At 61.3% G+C, this 17,014-nt stretch carries 14 protein-coding genes and 1 pseudogene; 10 read left to right on the top strand and 5 right to left on the bottom strand.

Annotated features, from left to right (window positions below; all coding sequences use genetic code 11):
- The first annotated feature begins 11 nt into the window (after positions 1 to 11).
- The 7 genes from BLQ92_RS40410 to BLQ92_RS07940 all read left to right on the top strand — a co-directional run bounded on the left by BLQ92_RS40410 (position 12) and on the right by BLQ92_RS07940 (position 6,562).
- Positions 12 to 446 (top strand): hypothetical protein, encoded by a 435-nt coding sequence (locus BLQ92_RS40410; protein ID WP_208449380.1) that lies wholly within the window; start codon positions 12 to 14, stop codon positions 444 to 446.
- Positions 447 to 516: 70 nt separating this feature from the next.
- On the top strand, positions 517 to 849 hold the full coding sequence (locus tag BLQ92_RS07915; RefSeq protein ID WP_090683220.1) for a DUF2322 family protein: 333 nt from the start codon (positions 517 to 519) through the stop codon (positions 847 to 849).
- A gap of 101 nt (positions 850 to 950) precedes the next feature.
- Positions 951 to 1,463: a DUF2569 family protein gene (locus tag BLQ92_RS07920; RefSeq protein ID WP_090683223.1), complete on the top strand. Its 513-nt coding sequence runs from the start codon at positions 951 to 953 to the stop codon at positions 1,461 to 1,463.
- A 97-nt stretch (positions 1,464 to 1,560) separates the two neighbouring features.
- A complete protein-coding gene (locus tag BLQ92_RS07925) occupies positions 1,561 to 2,052 on the top strand; it encodes an SRPBCC family protein (protein ID WP_090683225.1) in 492 nt (163 codons plus the stop codon).
- 46 nt (positions 2,053 to 2,098) lie between these two features.
- Complete coding sequence (locus BLQ92_RS07930; RefSeq protein WP_090683227.1) at positions 2,099 to 4,087, top strand: S9 family peptidase; 1,989 nt, start codon at positions 2,099 to 2,101, stop codon at positions 4,085 to 4,087.
- A gap of 147 nt (positions 4,088 to 4,234) precedes the next feature.
- Positions 4,235 to 6,046: an ABC transporter transmembrane domain-containing protein gene (locus BLQ92_RS07935; RefSeq protein ID WP_090683229.1), complete on the top strand. Its 1,812-nt coding sequence runs from the start codon at positions 4,235 to 4,237 to the stop codon at positions 6,044 to 6,046.
- 72 nt (positions 6,047 to 6,118) lie between these two features.
- Positions 6,119 to 6,562, top strand: coding sequence for a hypothetical protein (locus tag BLQ92_RS07940; RefSeq protein ID WP_090683231.1), 444 nt, complete (start codon positions 6,119 to 6,121; stop codon positions 6,560 to 6,562).
- A 2-nt stretch (positions 6,563 to 6,564) separates the two neighbouring features.
- On the opposite strand, the pseudogene BLQ92_RS07945 reads toward BLQ92_RS07940, so the two are convergent.
- From BLQ92_RS07945 to BLQ92_RS07955, 3 genes and pseudogenes are all read right to left on the bottom strand, one after another.
- A pseudogene (locus tag BLQ92_RS07945) lies at positions 6,565 to 8,267 on the bottom strand (TonB-dependent receptor family protein).
- Between the two features lie 194 nt (positions 8,268 to 8,461).
- Positions 8,462 to 8,851, bottom strand: coding sequence for a DUF2946 domain-containing protein (locus BLQ92_RS07950; RefSeq protein ID WP_279607938.1), 390 nt, complete (start codon positions 8,849 to 8,851; stop codon positions 8,462 to 8,464).
- A gap of 189 nt (positions 8,852 to 9,040) precedes the next feature.
- Entirely contained in the window at positions 9,041 to 10,102 is a 1,062-nt protein-coding gene (locus BLQ92_RS07955) for a HoxN/HupN/NixA family nickel/cobalt transporter (RefSeq protein ID WP_090683234.1), read from the bottom strand.
- Positions 10,103 to 10,582: 480 nt separating this feature from the next.
- Here BLQ92_RS07955 and BLQ92_RS07960 point away from each other — a divergent pair, with 480 nt between their 5' ends.
- Positions 10,583 to 11,101 carry a GNAT family N-acetyltransferase gene (locus BLQ92_RS07960; protein ID WP_090683235.1) on the top strand — a complete coding sequence of 173 codons (519 nt, stop codon included), beginning with the start codon at positions 10,583 to 10,585 and terminating at the stop codon, positions 11,099 to 11,101.
- Positions 11,102 to 11,197: 96 nt separating this feature from the next.
- Here the strand turns inward: BLQ92_RS07960 and BLQ92_RS07965 are convergent, their stop codons facing one another.
- Positions 11,198 to 12,625 carry a DNA-binding protein gene (locus BLQ92_RS07965; RefSeq protein WP_090683237.1) on the bottom strand — a complete coding sequence of 476 codons (1,428 nt, stop codon included), beginning with the start codon at positions 12,623 to 12,625 and terminating at the stop codon, positions 11,198 to 11,200.
- 351 nt (positions 12,626 to 12,976) lie between these two features.
- Positions 12,977 to 14,311 (bottom strand): carotenoid oxygenase family protein, encoded by a 1,335-nt coding sequence (locus BLQ92_RS07970; protein WP_090683239.1) that lies wholly within the window; start codon positions 14,309 to 14,311, stop codon positions 12,977 to 12,979.
- 255 nt (positions 14,312 to 14,566) lie between these two features.
- Here BLQ92_RS07970 and BLQ92_RS07975 point away from each other — a divergent pair, with 255 nt between their 5' ends.
- Entirely contained in the window at positions 14,567 to 15,586 is a 1,020-nt protein-coding gene (locus BLQ92_RS07975) for an ABC transporter substrate-binding protein (RefSeq protein WP_090683241.1), read from the top strand.
- Positions 15,587 to 15,674: 88 nt separating this feature from the next.
- Complete coding sequence (gene tcuC / locus BLQ92_RS07980) at positions 15,675 to 16,997, top strand: MFS transporter (protein WP_090683243.1); 1,323 nt, start codon at positions 15,675 to 15,677, stop codon at positions 16,995 to 16,997.
- Positions 16,998 to 17,014: the final 17 nt, after the last annotated feature.

The raw sequence follows: 17,014 nt of genomic DNA on the forward strand, positions 1-17,014 counted from the left end.
CAGCGCTCGGCGTGATTCAGGTCGGCGCCCGCGCGGTCGGTTTCATCGGGGGCGGCAAGTGGGACGGTATTTCAACCGGTATCTTTGCGGGCGTTGCTCTTCCCGTGGCGATGGTGCTGCTTATAGTGGGCCACGGTACGCATTCGGCGGCTGCGGTTTTCGTCGTTCTCTATGGATTGGGCAGTGGCGCACTTGCCGTTGCGCGCGCAACCATCCCGCTGGTGTTCTATGACCAGGCCGAATATGCATCGGCGGCATCGCGCATCGCACTGCCTCTGAACCTGATCTCTGCAGCTTCGCCGCCGCTTTTTATCGCCTTGCTAACCCGGTTTGGTAGCGACGCCTTGCTGGAAGTCGCCATTCTGTGTTCCGGAACGGCGCTGGTTTTGCTGATGTTGCTTACACGTCGAAGGCCGGCGTTGGATCACGCGGCGCGAGCGGTGTGAGATGCGCAGAACCCTATCGGATAAGATACGGGCCGCCACAAAATTTTTTGGAAAAGAAGGAGTGTTTTCAGTGATTCAGCCGAGCAACGTATTCAAGGATAACCTCGCCCAGTTGCCTGCCATCGACGGCATTGAGCGTATCGATCTGGTCGACGGCAAGGGCGCCGTTGTCGCGAGCATCGAGAATAAGCCGGGCAAGCAGGGCTCTCTGGCGGTGTACCACTACCTGCAGCAGACCTTCGGCACGCTGGATGCGAAGGCCGCCGAGCATGGACTCGCGGTGTTCGCCGAGCATACGGTGGACGCGCGCAGTCGTCCGGGAGCACATCCGAATGTCGACCGCCTGCTCGAGGTCGCCGCGGGTGGAGAGGCGTTGCGCATCGAGGTCATCGCAGCAGCTTGAGAGAGCGGCCGGGCGCGGCTATTTGCCGTTCCCGGCCCGCACGACGTTCGCATCGCCTGAATTCCGGGTCACCGCAGCCTCTTTATCTTCATGATTGCTTGATGCGACGTCCCTTCTTAGAGCGACAAAATCTGAGTTCAGTCCAGTCCCAAGCTGGACCTGTCGGTATCGGTGGTTGGCTCATTCTGCCGATCCTCCAATTGTGCGGAACGATCCTGAGAATTCTTTGGTACTTCGGCGATCTCGTCAGAGAATGGAAGTACACGCAAGCCATCATTGCCGGTGGCGACAGTGGTCTGGACGCCATGCGTCTGCTGCTTACTGTCTCGGCCACATTAAGCGTTGCAGCAGTCGTTGTCGCGGCGCTCTGCCTTTATGGCATCTTCGCCCGTTCACCGACAGTGCCTCGGATAATGACCGTTTTTTATATCGGGGCGGTCCTCGCAATCCTGGGTAAGAGCTTGCTGTCCCATTTCCTTTTCGAGGGCGGCGTCGCCGGTGCTCTAATGGACTCGGACAATTTCTTTGACATGATTTGCGTCATGGCGGTAGCCGCGATCTGGATTCCGTATTTCCACCGCTCGAAGCGCGTCGCGAATACCTTTCGGATTTGATGGTGACGAAAACGCTTCGGTACCCAAAATTGGCGGGCATCCAGATGTTTAGAATGGGCTAATATCTGCCGCTCAGACTTCACCTTATCTTGCCGGCATGAACTCGACCTTCGAACAAAAGTCCACGCTGCCGTTAAGCGCAGCCGAGGTATGGCGCCACGTGACGACGCCGGAAGGCATCAACGACGAACTATTCCCGTGGTTGCGGATGACGATTCCAGCCAAATTGAGGGGCAAGGCCATCGACCAGTTGCCTTGTGGCCAATACCTTGGCCGAAGCTGGTTCCTCGCACTCGGCGTACTGCCGGTGGACTTTGACGACATAACACTGGCCGAGGTCGGACCGGACTACCGGTTCAAGGAAACCTCGCGCATGCTCGGAATCCGTAGCTGGGTGCACGAGCGCACGATCCGCGACATAGGCGGGGGTAGCGAGGTGCATGATCGACTGAGCTTCGAGCTGCGGCGGCCGGGAGTATGGATTCCGGGGTGGCGGCACGTGATGATGGGTATATTGACGTTTCTGTTTCGTCATCGCCATGCGCGATTGATTCGATGGGCGGCGGATCGCGAGAAACACAGCAACTAGCGCTCAGCCAGCCCTTCACGCCCTTTCTCCAACCTCTCGCTCAGCCATGAATTCCAATTCTTCAGCCTCATCCCCGCAAGCAGGATCGCCGCGCTCTGCGGCATTTGGCAGCTGGGAATCGCCGGTTACCGCTCAGGTGGTTGTAGGCGCAACGATCCGGCTTGGACAGATTCGTAGCGGGGCCGACGGCATTTACTGGACCGAGGGCCGTCCGCAGGAGAAGGGCAGAAACGCGATCATCCGGCTTCGTGCCGATGGCGCCGTGGACGAATTGACAGCGGCGCCGTTCGACGCGGCAACGCGTGCACATGAGTACGGTGGCGGCGCCTTGGCGGTGACGAAGGCTGGCGTGTTTTTCAGCAACTTCAAGGATCAGCACGTCTATACGTTGGATGCCTCCGGCCAGCCAAAGGCGGTGACCCATACCGACGGCCTGCGCTATGCCGACCTGATTGCCGATCCGGCTCGCGGACGTCTGATCGGTGTTGGCGAAGACCATCGTGAAGGTAGCCATGAACCGGTCAATACGCTGGTCAGCATCGCTCTGGCAACTGGCGAGACCGAGGTGATCGCAGGCGGCCACGATTTCTTTTCCTCGCCATGCCTCAGCCCTGACGGCACGCAGCTCGCCTGGTTGACATGGGACCACCCCAACATGCCATGGGATGGCACGGAACTGTGGGTAGCGCAGATTGCGGACAACGGCGCGCTCGGGACACCGCGCCGGGTTGCGGGCGGAAAGGCCGAGTCGCTGTTTCAGCCGGCATGGTCGCCAGCCGGCGATCTGTACGTGGTATCGGATCGCAGCGGCTGGTGGAATCTGTATCGGTTGCGCGGCGACGCATCCGATACCGCACAGATCAATGACACGCTCGAAGCGGTTCATCCGATGGAGGCCGAGTTCGGCAAGCCGCAGTGGATCTTCGGGATGACAACCTACGGCTTCACGGCAGACGGCCGCATTGTCTGTCTTTACGAGCAGGATGGCGCCACGCATCTGGCGGTGTGCGATCCGTCAAACGGCGCGCTCGACGAAATCCCGACGCCCTACAGCACGATGCGTGACCTGCAGGTGGACGGTGAACAAGCGGTCTTCATCGGCAGTTCGCCGACTGCGGGCGAAGCGGTCATCGCACTCGATCTGCCCACGCGTACCTGTCGCGTCCTGCGCAGCTCGCAAAGCACCGAGGTGGATGCACGCTATGTCTCGGTTGCCGAGCCGGTCCGCTTCCCAACCGAAGGCGGTCTGCACGCTCATGCCTTTTTCTATCGGCCGGCAAACCCCGACTTCGAAGGGCCGGAGGGCACCTTGCCGCCGCTGATCGTGATCGCCCACGGCGGTCCGACTTCGGCGACCCATTCCGGTTTCAAATGGGCGGTGCAGTACTGGACCAGTCGGGGCTTTGCCGTCGTCGATGTCGACTACGGCGGCAGCAGCGGTCACGGTCGGGCATATCGGCAGCGGCTTGACGGGCAATGGGGCATCACCGACGTCCACGACGCGATCAATGCCGCGCGCTACCTGATCGAGCAGGGGCGCGTGAACGGCGACGCACTGGCAGTGCGTGGCGGCAGCGCGGGCGGCTATCTGGTGCTGTGCGCGTTGGCCTTCCACGATTTCTTCAAGGCGGGCGCCAGCTACTACGGGGTGGGCGACCTCGAGGCGTTGATGAAGGACACGCACAAATTCGAATCGCGCTACTTGCTAAGGCTGGTCGGCCAATACCCGCAGGAGCAGGCTCTCTACCAGGCCCGTTCGCCCATCCATTTCGTCGAGCAGATGTCGAGCGCAATGATCCTGTTCCAGGGCTCGGAAGACAAGGTTGTGCCGCCGAACCAGGCCGAATCGATCTATCAGGTGGTGCGCGCAAAGGGCTTGCCGGTTGCTCACGTGCTCTACGAGGGTGAAGGGCATGGCTTCAAGCGCGCCGAGAACATCACGCACTCGCTGGAATCCGAGCTCTATTTTTACGGAAAGGTGTTCGGCTTCGAACCCGCCGACAAGATCGAGCCGGTGGTGATCGATAATATCTGATGCGTCGCTGAGCGGCGGTGACCGGGCATGCCTGCCAGGCATGAAGCCCTGCCGTCCGCCGGCAAGCGCCGGTCTCGCCGGTATTCCGCCGTCGAATCCGCAGGACTGGCACAATCGGGAGGATCTTCTAGCCGCCAGGAAATCCCCATGTCAGATGCCGTCCCGCGTTCGTCGCGTATCGGTCCCCTGTTTGCCCTGTTTCCTTTCCTGCGACCGTACGCCGGGCGCTGGGCGCTCGCGTTCCTCGCGCTGGTGAGCTCCGCTGGGGCGACCCTGGCGTTGCCGGTAACGTTCAAATACCTGATCGACCGTGGCTTTGCCAGCGGCGACCGGGCGCACATCGACCGCTATTTCCTTGCGCTATTCGTCGTGTCGCTGCTATTGGCGGGCGCCACGGCGATGCGTTTCTACCTGGTATCGTGGCTCGGCGAGCGGGTCACCGCCGACCTGCGGCGTGCCGTCTACGACCACGTGCTGGGCATGAGTCCGCAGTTCTTCGAGACCACCCAGACCGGCGAGGTGCTGTCGCGGCTGACGGCCGACACCACTTTGATCCAGGCCGTGGTGGGGACCAGCCTGTCGATGGGCCTGCGTAATTTCTTCCTGCTGACGGGGGGAGTGGCGATGCTGGCGGTGACGAGCCCGGTGCTGTCGGGCTACATCATCGCGACGCTAGTCGTGGTGGTGGCGCCTATCGTTATCTTTGGACGGCGGGTGCGGCGGCTCTCGCGCGCCAGCCAGGACAAGGTGGCGAACGCGAGCGCGCTGGCGGGCGAGGTGCTCAACGCCATGCCGACAGTGCAGTCGTTTACCCAGGAGCCTTACGAGGCGCGGCGCTTTGCCGGCGTAGTGGAGGTGGCGTTCGACACGGCGCTTACGCGGATCCGTGCGCGGGCCTGGTTGACCGCCGTGGTAATCGTGCTGGTGTTCGCCGCGATTGTGTTCGTTCTCTGGCTCGGCGCGCAGCAGGTCATGGACGGGCGCATGACCGCGGGTCAACTCTCGCAGTTCATTCTCTACGCGGTATTCACCGCCGGCGCGGTGGGCGCACTTGCGGAGGTGTGGGGCGAATTGCAGCGGGCCGCGGGCGCGACCGAGCGTTTACTGCAATTGCTGGCGGCGCGCTCGCCGGTGGTGCAGGCCGAACCGACTATCGCGCTGCCTGCGCGCGGAGAGGGGATCCGCTTCGAGGACGTGAGCTTCTCGTATCCCTCCCGCCCGGGTATCGCGGCGCTCTCGGGCCTGTCACTGCATGTCCGCGCGGGGGAGCATGTCGCGCTGGTCGGACCGTCCGGCGCTGGCAAGACCACCTTGTTTCAACTGCTGCTGCGCTTTTACGACCCGCAGGCGGGCAGCATTCTGATCAACAGCGTGCCGACGCGGCAGGTTTCGTTTGCCGATTTGCGGCGGGCAATTGGCGCGGTGCTGCAGGAATCGGTGATTTTTTCGGGTAGCGTGCTCGACAACATTCGCTACGGCGCGCCGGAAGCCACCCTCGCACAGGTCCAGCAAGCCGCTGAAATGGCGGCTGCGGCGGGCTTCATCGAGGCGCTGCCGCAAGGCTACGACACGTTCCTGGGCGAGCGGGGCGTGCGGCTTTCCGGTGGACAACGTCAACGCATTGCGATTGCCCGGGCGATCCTGAAGAATCCGCCCATCCTGCTGCTCGACGAGGCCACCAGCGCGCTCGATGCCGCGAGCGAGCGGCTCGTGCAAACGGCGCTCGACAACGCCGCGCAGAACCGCACCACGCTGGTCATCGCGCACCGCCTTGCCACCGTACAACAGGCCGACCGGATCGTCGTGCTGGAACAGGGGCGCATCGTCGCGCAGGGACGTCACGTTGAGTTGCTGCAAAGCTCGCCGCTCTATGCGCAGCTTGCTGCGCTCCAGTTCGGCGAGCCGCTGGGGCAGACGAGGGACCGCGACACCGCGCAGGACCGCGTCGATCAGGTGTGAAGGCGTGAGCGGTCTCATCGTGCCCTTTGTGCAGATTCGACATCTAACCGCCAATGATCGACAATCAGAGGCATGACTGGCGGTAACCTGGATCGGGTGGTGGAAATGGGAAATGCGACGGTAAACAGCGGGCTGTCCGACACGAAGCGTTGGCTGAAGGAACTGGTCGAAGCGGGCGAGGCCGCGGTCGCGAACGCCGAAAGGTTCACGGCTGATAGCGGCGCGGCAGGCGAAATATTAGAGCTTGTGACTTCACAACGCGATCTGGTGCGTGGCGATGTCGTCAAATTTCGAGCCAGGCTGGCTTCACTCGACCCGGTCAAGCAGGTCGAGAAAAAATTTGCCGTAACCTTCGACCATCGCTATTGGAAGCCGGGTACTTTCGTGTATCCGATCCACGTGTTTCTCGATCCCGAGCACCGCTTCTCGGCACAACAGATTCAACAGATTCAGGCGCTCAAGGTCGGCGAGCAGATCGATCTCGCCGATGGCCGGGTGGTTCAGCGCCAGACGTAAAGCTAGAACGCGTAGCGCATCCCCGCGAACACACTTCGACCCGCTCCCGGATAGAAGATCGCGGTACTCATCGCGGTGCGCGCATCCGCGATCGTGCTGATGTCGGTCACGTAGCGCTGGTTGGTCAGATTGCGCGCGTCGACGAAGATCGATAGCCCTGTCTTGAAGTCCATCCCTGCCTGCAGGCCTAACAGCGTGTAGCCGGGCACGCGAAGCGTGTTCGCATTGTCCGCCCAGGCGCCCGCCGGCACCCAGTCAACACTCGCGGATACGTGGAAGCCGTTCGGCCGTGTGTAGCCGAGCACGCCGCGCAGCACATTGACGGGCACGCCGGCGATCCGGTTCGAGCCGAATTGCGGATCGTCCTTGAAGCGGAAGTCGCTCAGCGTCCATACACCCGTCAGCGTGACCCGGTCGCCGGCGCCCGGCCGCGACAGATTGCGCAACAGATCGACCGATGCCGCGGCCTCGATCCCCTGCAGCACCGTCTTGTTGGCGTTGAACGTCGCCGCCGGCACGTTCGGATCGGTTGTGTACGCCATCAATTGATCGCGCACGAGCGAACGGTACGCGGTCAGGTCCCAGCTAAACCGGTCACGTGTGCCGCGCGTGCCGATCTCGAGCGTCCACGCATGCTGCGCCGGCAGCGGCGTGAAACCCGTCACGCCGTTGAAGGTCTGCGTTAGATCGATGAAGTCCGGCACGTCCTGGCTGCGCGTGATGTCGATATACGCCTGCGTATTGCGATCCGGCTGCCATAGCAATCCAAGCTTCGGATTGATGCCGGAATACGTTTTGCTGGTCGACTTGTAGTTCGGATCGTTTGCCAGCCCACCATAGTCGATGTATTCGCGCACCGAGCGTAGCGCTTTCACGCCCGTCATCAGTGCGAGCGTTGGCATGAAGAACCAGCGGTTCTCCATGTACGCCTCGTAGTTGAATGCCTGTTGCGTCGAAGCGAGGGTCTGCGCGCCGCTGTTGCCGTTTACGTTCACGTACTGGTTTGCCTGGGTACGGCCGCCGAAGACGCGCGCGCCGACGATCAGGTCGTCGCGTATCCCGTTCAGCGTGAAATGACCTGTGTAGCGCGGTGCGAAGCCGTAGGTCCAGCCGTCCTGCTCGAGCACCTGGAAGATCGGATGATCGAGGCTCTTGTGGATCGCCCAGGTGTCGAACCGCAGTTCGCCGGAGTCGAGCTGGATCGTGGTGCGGTTCGCGATTCGCTCGGTGCGCGTATTGCGAGCCTGGTCGCCTGCAGCGCGAGCGGATCGATCTGGTAGTAGTCGCCGCTGCCGTCCGCGAGGTTGGTCGGAATGCCGTCCTGGAGGATTTCGAGGCCGCGCGTGTGATACGACCGCGCGATGCCCGAGCCGCGGATCGACACGCGCAGCTCCTGGCCGTAGCGGTTTTGCACAAACACGCCCGGCACGTCCTGCAGCACGTCGCGCAACGTGAATGCGTAGGTGTTCGTATAAGAACTGCTGTCGACGAAGCCGACCGAGCCGACCGTCTGCTCGAGTGTGCGCTTTAGATCTGCCGTCGTTTTCGAGGTCAGCGACGGATTCGCGTGGCCTTCGACTACGACGGCCGGCAGCGTCGCCTCGGGCTGCTGCCGCTGCTGCGGTGGCGTTTGCGCGTGCGCTTGCCATGCGAGAAACGCGAGCGCGCCGGATAGTGCGCGGGCCATCGGAGCGATGTTGGTCATGGTGATTCTTCTTGTAGGTTTTGAGTCGATACGGCCGCGATGAATGTGCCCAGGTCGCACGCGCCCAATGCGATAGCCGCGGCGTCGCGCGCACGGGCGCGACGCCGCAGGTACGGCGGAAGCCGGCTATCGATCAGGACGAGCACGAGCGCGCCTCGGGCGAGGCGAAACCTGCTGACGAAGCGCGCGAAAGATCAGGAGAGGACGGGAGGGCCGCGAGGCGCGGCAGTGGACAGCTTGCGAGACTTGAGACTGGGCGCCGCGACGAGCGGCGTGTAGACGCGATTGACGAAGCGCGCCGCTAGAGGCGGCTGCGATACGACAGGTGGCAGCGCGAAATGCGGCGTGCCCGCACAGTACGGACAATGCGCCGCCAGGAAGGATTTAACCGGGGACGGCTTCGACGTGCCCTCGTCGATCACGATGTGCCGCGCGCCCGACGCAGAGCAAAGCTGCAGCACGAGCACCGACGGCGAGTGACTGGCACTGGCCTGGGCGATCGTCGGCATGAGCGCTTGACACAGCATCGCGAATATCGCGAGCCATGCGGCCATTCCTTGACGAACGCTTACGGTTTTTTTCATAACCGTAAACTTTATCGATTTTGTTCGCGGCGATACACGACTAATTGTGCGACGCGTTGTCGCATATCGGAATCAAGCAAATTATGTATTTTGCATCGGGATCGTAGGCGCGACCTTGGGCGTTCGCGGCCATGATCAGCCCCGCCCAAGGCCGCAGCGACGGTTCGTCTGCCCGCCGCCTCAGCACGCTCAAATCTGCGGACTTGGCTCCGCCTCGTCGAAACGCTTCACCCGATAAATCACCAGCGAGGCGATCCAGCTGACGGCAAAGATGCCGATGATGATGTAGCCCAGCACGCCGAAGTTATCGTTTAGCGAGCCGATCGCATCCCAGACGGGTCCCTTCAGCTTCAACTGGTCGGCGAGCAGGCCAAGGGCCTCGATACCGCCGATCACGACGGCGACGACGATCGACACGAGCGTGATCGTCATGTTGTAGTAGATCTTGCGCAGCGGCTTCTGGTAGGCCCAGCCATAGGCGCCCAGCATCAGGTGGCCGTCCAGAGTGTCGATGAGCGACATGCCCGCGCTGAAGAGCACCGGGAAGACCATGATCGCCCATGGCGAAAGGCCTTTCGCCGCCTGGGTGGCCGCGATGCCGAGCAGGCCGATTTCGGTGGCGGTATCGAAGCCGAGGCCGAACAGGAAGCCGATCGGATACATTTGCCAGCTACGTGTCACGAGGCGAAAGAGCGGACGGAAGATCCGCGCAACGAAGCCGCGGTTGGCAAGCAGCATGTCAAAATCATCGTCGATATACGCGCCCCCGCTGCGTACGTGGCGCCACGCACGGAAAATGCCGCGCAGAATCAGGAAGTTCATCAGCGCGAGCGCAAACAGGAAGAGGGCCGAAATGACCGTGCTGACAATCCCGCCGATCGCCTGAAAGTTGTCGAAGCGGCCCTTCATCGCGCTCGTTGCGATCGCGACGGCGACCGATGCAAGCACAACCACCGTCGAGTGGCCGAGTGAGAAGAAGAAGCCCACAGCGACGGGGCGCTTCTTTTCCTGCATCAGTTTGCGTGTGACGTTGTCGATAGCGGCAATGTGGTCGGCATCGACAGCGTGCCGCAGACCGAAGCTATAGGCGAGCATCGCCGTGCCGAGCAGCACGGGATAGTCGTGGAAAGCAACGAGCGCCCATACCCAGGCCAGGACGTTGATGGCGATCAGCACGCCGTAGATGCCAAATAGTTTGCTGCGAACTCTTGAATCCGAATCGTTGAAAATCTCGATTAATCGATCGTACATATTGAATTTCCCGGAAATGACGCGTTCCGTGTCAGGTGGAAAGGAGGACACCGCGAGGTCTGACTCCGGGGTGAGGCCGAGACTACAACCCTCCCGATACAGTGGCGCGACCGCGCCGGAATTTCACCGGCTTCCCGCTATGTCCGTGTATAGGTACTGCTAGTTGGAGCTTATACATGGTCAATAGCGAAAAGTCGAATCCTTGTACGGTGCGAAATGGCAAGGCTGTCGAATGGCCTTCGATTAAGTGCTGTCGGCGATCGCAAAGTCGCTTTTCCGGGTCTTGTGGCCCGAGGCTTTTCTCGACGGGAGAGGGATGTCGCGATGTAGTTCGGAGAACTGATCTATCGGATGTCAATCTTTGTTTCTCGGTATGACAGGCGCGGAGTGAGCAAGCCGGCGAGGCGTTGCGCCAATGCCCCCGAATTTCGCGCATGAAAGTATCATAGGCGACCATTTCTTCGCAGAGGAACAGCATCAGTGAATAAGGATCAGGTCACGGTCAAGCCATTGACGATTCAAGACGCGGAGGCATTCAAGGCACTTCGCCTGAAGGCGATTTCAGATTCGCCGGCCGCCATTTGGCCGACCTACGAAGAAGAGGCCCGGACCACGCCGGAAGCGATCGGCGAGCGGATTCGACAATCCGGCACGCAGATCGTATTCGGTGCGTTTGACAGTTCACGCTTGATCGGCATCGCGGGTTTGCGGCGGCAGCCGCTCTTGCAGGTTGCCCATAAAGCGGTTTTGTGGGGAGTACTCGTCGATCCGGAATGGCGTGGAAGCGGTGTGGCCCGCATGCTACTTGAATCGATTGTTGCCCACGCTCGGGCCACCGCCGTATTGCAAATCCACCTGGCTGTGCACACTGAGAATCCGCGTGCGCAACGACTGTATCGATCGCTCGGATTCGAGCCGTATGGTTTGGAGCGTCGTGCGGTGCGCGTCGCGGACCGGTTTTACGATGAAGAACACATGGTGTTGCGCCTCGATAGCTGAGCGCCAAGAGCGGGATGAACTCGCATCAAACGAAAATGGGCGCCCGCTTGTGGGCGCCCATCTCCTGGACCTGCTCGGTGCTCCGGAAAGCCGGAATTAGCCCGCGTGGGTTTGAGCGGCCTGATCGACGATCTGCTGCTGGACTTCTTTGCGCAGCAACGGGTTACCCGGACTGACCCGAGCCAGCTCGACAATCAGTCTGCTGCACAGCGTGCTGCGGCCGACCGACTGGGCATTCACCCAGGCGGCGTGTTCCTTGAGCGGCGTAAAGTCGGCACGCAGTTGTTCGGCACGCTGCTTCCATTGCGCGCAATGCAGGATCGCTTCGTCGAGCTTTGTCTGCAGCGCCTGGCGCTCCTGAGCGAATGCCTGTTCGATCTCGGCGATACGCTGTGCCGCTTCTTCCTGTGCAGCGTGTGCCGCGCTCGGATCGGCAGCCGGCACGTGGGCGGCTTGAGCGGCGACGGCCAACTCTGCTTCGAGTTCCTGCACGCGGGCTTCAGCGGCGCAAGCACGCGCCTCGGCCAGAGCCAGTTGCTCGCTCAGGATGTTTGCGTTCTCCGGCTCAGCGGCGAGCGGTTCTTGCTGGTCGAAACCGGCGAAGCCTTCGGTGGACTCGACGGGAAGATGCGACTCGAATGCGGGCGCTTGTGCAGCTTCCTCAAACGCAGCTTCGTGATGCACGGCTTCGGTCTCGCCGAACGCGACGGCGTCAGGCGCGAAATCTTGCGCCGCATGTTCCGACACGGCGTGTTCTTGAGCGGCATCTTCCAGCACAGCATGTTCTTGAGGCGCGTGCTCGGACATTGCGTATTCTTCAACCGCATGTTCCAACACAGCATGCTCTTGAGCCCCATCCTCCGACACTACGTGTTCTTGAGCCGGATATTCCGCTTCCGCATGTTCTGCCACCACATCTTCAGACACCGCCTGCTCGTTCACTGCCTCACTCTCGAGCGATGCCTCGTGCGCGTGCTCTTCGACGAGCGGCGACGATTCTTCGAATGCTGACAGATGGCTTTCTGTTTCAGCCGGCAGATCACTCGCTGCGACCGCCGAACTCTGAGCAATAGCTGGAACAGGGTTCTCTTCAACCGGGGAAATCAAGCGCGTCGCACCGGCCGGGGAGTGCTGGAACTCTGCCAGTTTGCGCTTGTAGGCTTCCAGTTCATGAAGCGTACGCGTCAAATCGATGTACAGCATGCCGGTTTCGCGCTCGGCCTGTTCGGTGCGCTCTCTCAGCGCGCGCATTTCGGCATCGACCTGGCCGCGCACCCCTTTTTGAGCGACGGCCCAGCAACGCTCGATGGCGTCGCGCATGACATCGCCGAAATCGTCGGGCGTCGGCAAGGTTGCGAGTCCCGCATCGACGGGAGTCATTCTTTCATCGCGCCATTGCTGAAGCGTTTCCGCGATTTCCGGCAATGACTGGCCATATGCTTCCAGACAAACGGTGACAGGAGAGATGGCGCGACCTTCATTCTTCAGACGGTTCGCGATCTCAAGGACGTCATCCCTTTTCATAAGTTACCTTTGATAGGACACCGATACGGCTGGCCAACTGTTGCAGATGGTCTGTGAGCGCCGCGCCGCCGGTATCGTGCACGTGTCGAGCGAAATCGAAGAAGTTTCAAACAGAACCTAGCCTGCCCACGTAAACGGTAAACGGCCTGTTCGGCCGATACTTTAGCGGATCGTTAAATCTTTCGACACCTCTATGTGGCAACGAAGCTCAACAAAAAATAGTCACCGGATTGCCATATGGATGAGTTAGCTTACAGGCCGAAATTTTTCTATTTGTAAGGTATCTTGAGGGGCAGATGGTTTGCTTACCTAAGTGACTTCTGACCCCAGCTGTTGCATCCTCGTTTCGCCTTAGCTGTTGTCCTGAGAAACCCACGTACCGTGAAATCCTGCCGGAATCCGTCTGGGCAGATGGACCGTCGCGAGCGGGTCAGCTTCGATATTGCGTGCATCGAGGATGACCAGATCGCTCGTATCCGTTGCACGCCGGTAGACGCAGACGAGCAGCCAGCCATCGTCTTCAGCAGAAGCGGCGGGGCGACCCACAAACACCGGTTCGCTGTTCTGATCGCCTTCGGGAACCCGATATTGCTGCATCGAGCCGTGTTCGAGGTCATAGCGAACTACGCCTCGAATCTCAGTGTTGGTCGGCTGCTTTGCAGCGTAGAGAAACCGGTAAGGACGACCCGTGCGAGTTTCGTTGATACGTGGCAGCTCAATGCCGGCATCATCCGTCTGCTGCTCGATCACGGTTCCTCGATCGAGGTGAATGACGTAGCGCCACAGCACGCCAAGCGGGTTGTCCTCGAAACCTGCCGCATCGTCCGCGAGCCGGAAGAAATGGGAATATCGAACCACATCCAGCACGACGGTCGCTTCATCCGCATCGTAGGCATTCACCACGTGCTGGATAAAGCACGGCGCGATGTCGAACCAGCGCAGCTTGCCACCATGCCGGTCAATCACGCCGATGCGTGCCGCGCGCTCGTCATGCCAGCGCAACGGCATGCGAAACCCGCGCGATAGCATCGAGAAATCGTACGCAACGTTGAGGTCCAGCAGGATGCTGCGGCTCGCGGTAATCGCCATGTCGTGCATCATCGGCGCGGATGGCAGTTCGATCTCGATGTCGACGCTGGACCTGCCTGTCGCATCCGTCACCCCATAGCGTAGCCAGGGTTTTTTCCAATCGGCGCGAAAGGTCATGAGTTCGCCTGTCTGCGGATCGACTTTGGGATGCGCGGTCATGCCGCCCGCCAGTCCCAGGTGGCGACGCGCGGCGCCGAGCGTCTCGAGTTCAGCGCTGATCGCGAGCGGAGGCCCGCCTTCGGCCAGCGCCAATATTTCGCCCGCATGCTGGAGCACGTTGACGTTCGGATTGGTGTCGAGCAGAAACGGCACAAGCTCGGGATGATGCACGCGCGCCCACCGCTGGGTGCGCGTCCAGCGGTTGCGATAGCACGTGACGCGCCCGTCTTTAAACGCGATGCCATGCAGCATGGCGTCTTCCGGCCACCAGTCCAATACGTCGTTTCCTGTGAACCGGCCGCGCAGCGGGTTGGGGCCATTGCGGATCAGCACGCCGTTCAGCTCATGCGGAATTGTTCCAGTGACGCGGAGATCGGCAAGGTCTACTTCATCCACCACGGGCGCGATGGCGCCGGCGTTCAGGTCTAACGCAGCCACGGTTGTTGTCCTTGAGTTCAAGTGGTCTGCAATTTATACCCGGGTAAAAATAAAGTCAATAATACCCGGGTATAAATAAATGCCTGACGAAGGAGGAGAGGACGTCCGGCGAGGGTAAACACCCACAACATTTCGTGGCGACGGAAAGCAGGCAGAAGGCGTCGGTTTTTTATACTCCACCCACGCAAGCACAGCACCAGACGATCCGTAGATAACGGACGGTGCTTCACACCAGGTAGGTAGGAGACACCCTCAATGCCACTCTTCACCCGCATCATGGCGCTCGCCTCGACCGCCTGTGCGATCCTGTTCTCGGCGCCTCAGGCAGATGCCGAAACGCTGACGCTTATGACGGGTGGCGCGTCGAAGATCGTTTATCTGCCGGTCACACTGGCCTCGCGCCTCGGTTACTTCCGCGACGAAGGTCTGGATGTGGAGATCCTTTCCGAGCCCGCCGGCGTCGATACCGCTACCGAACTGATCGCCGGCGCCGTTCAAGGCGCGGTGGGCTTCTACGACCATACGATCGATCTGCAGAGCCGCGGTATGGAAGTGGAGGCGATCGTCGTCCTGGCGCAGTCCGCAGGACTCGCGGAACTCGCCTCGACCAAAGTCGCGCAGCCGATGCAGAGCATGGCGGACGCCCGCGGCCGGAGACTCGGCGTGACGGGGTTCGGCGCTTCGACCCATTTTCTGAGCCGCTATCTGGCGCAGCAGGCAGGCCTTGCCGCGAGCGTTTATACGGTAGTACCGATCGGTCCAGACAACGGCTTCGTCGACGCGATGATGAAAGGCTCGATCGACGCAGGCATGGTCGAAGAGCCAACCGCATCGCGGCTGCTCGCCTCAGGCACCGCCCACATGCTGGTGGACATGCGCAGCATCGAGGGCACGCGCGCGGCGCTCGGCGGCCCATACGCAGGAGCCTGTGTGTATGCGCAGCGCAAGTGGGTGGCGAGCCACCCGGACGAGACCCGTCACCTCGTGCGCGCGCTGACCCGCGCGCTCGCGTTCATTGCATCGCACAGCGCGAGCGAAATCATGGCGGTCTTGCCAAAGGACTTCGTTGGGCCAAACGAGTCGCTGTACCGCGAGGCGCTCGCGGCCTCGATTCCCTCGTTTTCTCGCGACGGCAGGATGCCCGATGGCGCACCGCAGACCGTGCTGTCCGTGCTCACCGCAGTCGACCCGTCGATCCTGCCGCGTCACGTCGACCTGGCGCGGACCTACACCAACCGGTTTGCCGACGAGGCTAACGCCATGCCGGCTCGCTGATCCGTCACGTTTCCACCTGTAACGAAGCCTTATTCGGTGGCATTGAGATCCACCGAGGACGGGCTCGTCCCTCACCATTGAGGTCATCATGACATCCTTATCTTCGTCGAGCGAAACGGCCGCGGTTGCACCGGACGCCCCAAGAGAATCGCGCGTGCGCTCGGTGTTTCGCGTCACCAGCGGCAACTTTCTCGAGATGTACGATTTCACCGTGTACGGCTATTACGCGGCCGCGATCGCGGCTACGTTTTTTCCGACCGGCAACGAATTCGCCTCGCTGATGTTGGCGCTGTCGGTATTCGGCGCCGGTTTCCTGATGCGTCCGATCGGTGCGTTGGTGCTGGGCGCTTACATTGACCATCATGGCCGCCGCAAGGGCTTGATCCTCTCGCTAATGCTGATGGCGGTGGGCACCGCATGCGTCGCGTTTGTGCCGAGCTATGCGCAGATCGGCCTCATCGCCCCCGCCATCGTGCTGTTTGGCCGCTTGTTGCAGGGCTTTTCCGCCGGGGTCGAACTGGGTGGCGTCTCCGTCTATCTGTCGGAGATCGCGACCAAGGGCAACAAGGGCTTCTATTGCTCATGGCAGTCGGCGAGCCAGCAGGTGGCCGTGGTGTTTGCGGCATCGCTCGGCGTACTGTTGAACCGTCTGATTCCCGCGTCCGAGATGAACACGTGGGGCTGGCGCATCCCGTTTATCGTCGGCTGCCTGATCGTGCCGTTTCTGTTTTATGTGCGGCGCTCGCTGCAAGAGACTGAAGAGTTCGCGGCGCGCCGCCATCATCCGAGCATGGCCGAGATCGCCCGCTCGATGTTGCAGCATTCGGGGCTCATCCTCGCCGGCATGGGCCTCGTGATCATGACGACCTCTTCGTTCTATCTGATCACGGCCTACACGCCGACCTTCGGCAAGGTCGTGCTGAAGCTGACGTCGCTGGATGCGTTGCTGGTCACGGTGTGCGTGGGCGTATCGAACTTCATCTGGCTGCCGATTGCGGGCGCCGTGTCCGATCGCATCGGCCGCCGCCCGGTGCTGCTGGCCTGTACCGTGCTCGCGATTCTTACTGCGTATCCGGTGATGCACTGGATGGTGGCGCAACCGTCGTTCGTCCGTCTTCTGATGGTTGAACTGTGGCTGTCGCTGCTCTATGCGTGGTACAACGGCGCGATGGTCGTCGCGTTGACCGAATTGATGCCGGCGCATGTGCGGACCACCGGGTTCTCGATGGCGTACAGTCTCGCTACCGTGATCGGCGGATTTACGCCGGCCATCTCGACCTGGCTGATTCATACTACGGGCGATAAGGCTTCGCCCGGTGCATGGATGTCATTTGCCGCGCTGTGCGGGGTCACGGCAACCATCGTTCTGTACCGTTCGACCAGGACGCGGGAGCAGTACAGGACGGCATGAACGCTTTGGGGATAGAT

The sequence above is a fragment of the Paraburkholderia phenazinium genome, from assembly GCF_900100735.1.
Lineage (GTDB): Bacteria > Pseudomonadota > Gammaproteobacteria > Burkholderiales > Burkholderiaceae > Paraburkholderia > Paraburkholderia phenazinia.

What these genes read in the sequence shown, in the direction of transcription:
- BLQ92_RS07920 (WP_090683223.1), top strand. Translation starts at nt 951, where the DNA reads ATGCGACGTCCCTTCTTAGAGCGACAAAATCTGAGTTCAGTCCAGTCC.
- BLQ92_RS07925 (WP_090683225.1), top strand. Translation starts at nt 1,561, where the DNA reads ATGAACTCGACCTTCGAACAAAAGTCCACGCTGCCGTTAAGCGCAGCC.
- BLQ92_RS07930 (WP_090683227.1), top strand. Translation starts at nt 2,099, where the DNA reads ATGAATTCCAATTCTTCAGCCTCATCCCCGCAAGCAGGATCGCCGCGC.
- BLQ92_RS07935 (WP_090683229.1), top strand. Translation starts at nt 4,235, where the DNA reads ATGTCAGATGCCGTCCCGCGTTCGTCGCGTATCGGTCCCCTGTTTGCC.
- BLQ92_RS07940 (WP_090683231.1), top strand. Translation starts at nt 6,119, where the DNA reads ATGACTGGCGGTAACCTGGATCGGGTGGTGGAAATGGGAAATGCGACG.
- BLQ92_RS07950 (WP_279607938.1), bottom strand. Translation starts at nt 8,851, where the DNA reads ATGAAAAAAACCGTAAGCGTTCGTCAAGGAATGGCCGCATGGCTCGCG.
- BLQ92_RS07955 (WP_090683234.1), bottom strand. Translation starts at nt 10,102, where the DNA reads ATGTACGATCGATTAATCGAGATTTTCAACGATTCGGATTCAAGAGTT.
- BLQ92_RS07965 (WP_090683237.1), bottom strand. Translation starts at nt 12,625, where the DNA reads ATGAAAAGGGATGACGTCCTTGAGATCGCGAACCGTCTGAAGAATGAA.
- BLQ92_RS07975 (WP_090683241.1), top strand. Translation starts at nt 14,567, where the DNA reads ATGCCACTCTTCACCCGCATCATGGCGCTCGCCTCGACCGCCTGTGCG.
- tcuC (WP_090683243.1), top strand. Translation starts at nt 15,675, where the DNA reads ATGACATCCTTATCTTCGTCGAGCGAAACGGCCGCGGTTGCACCGGAC.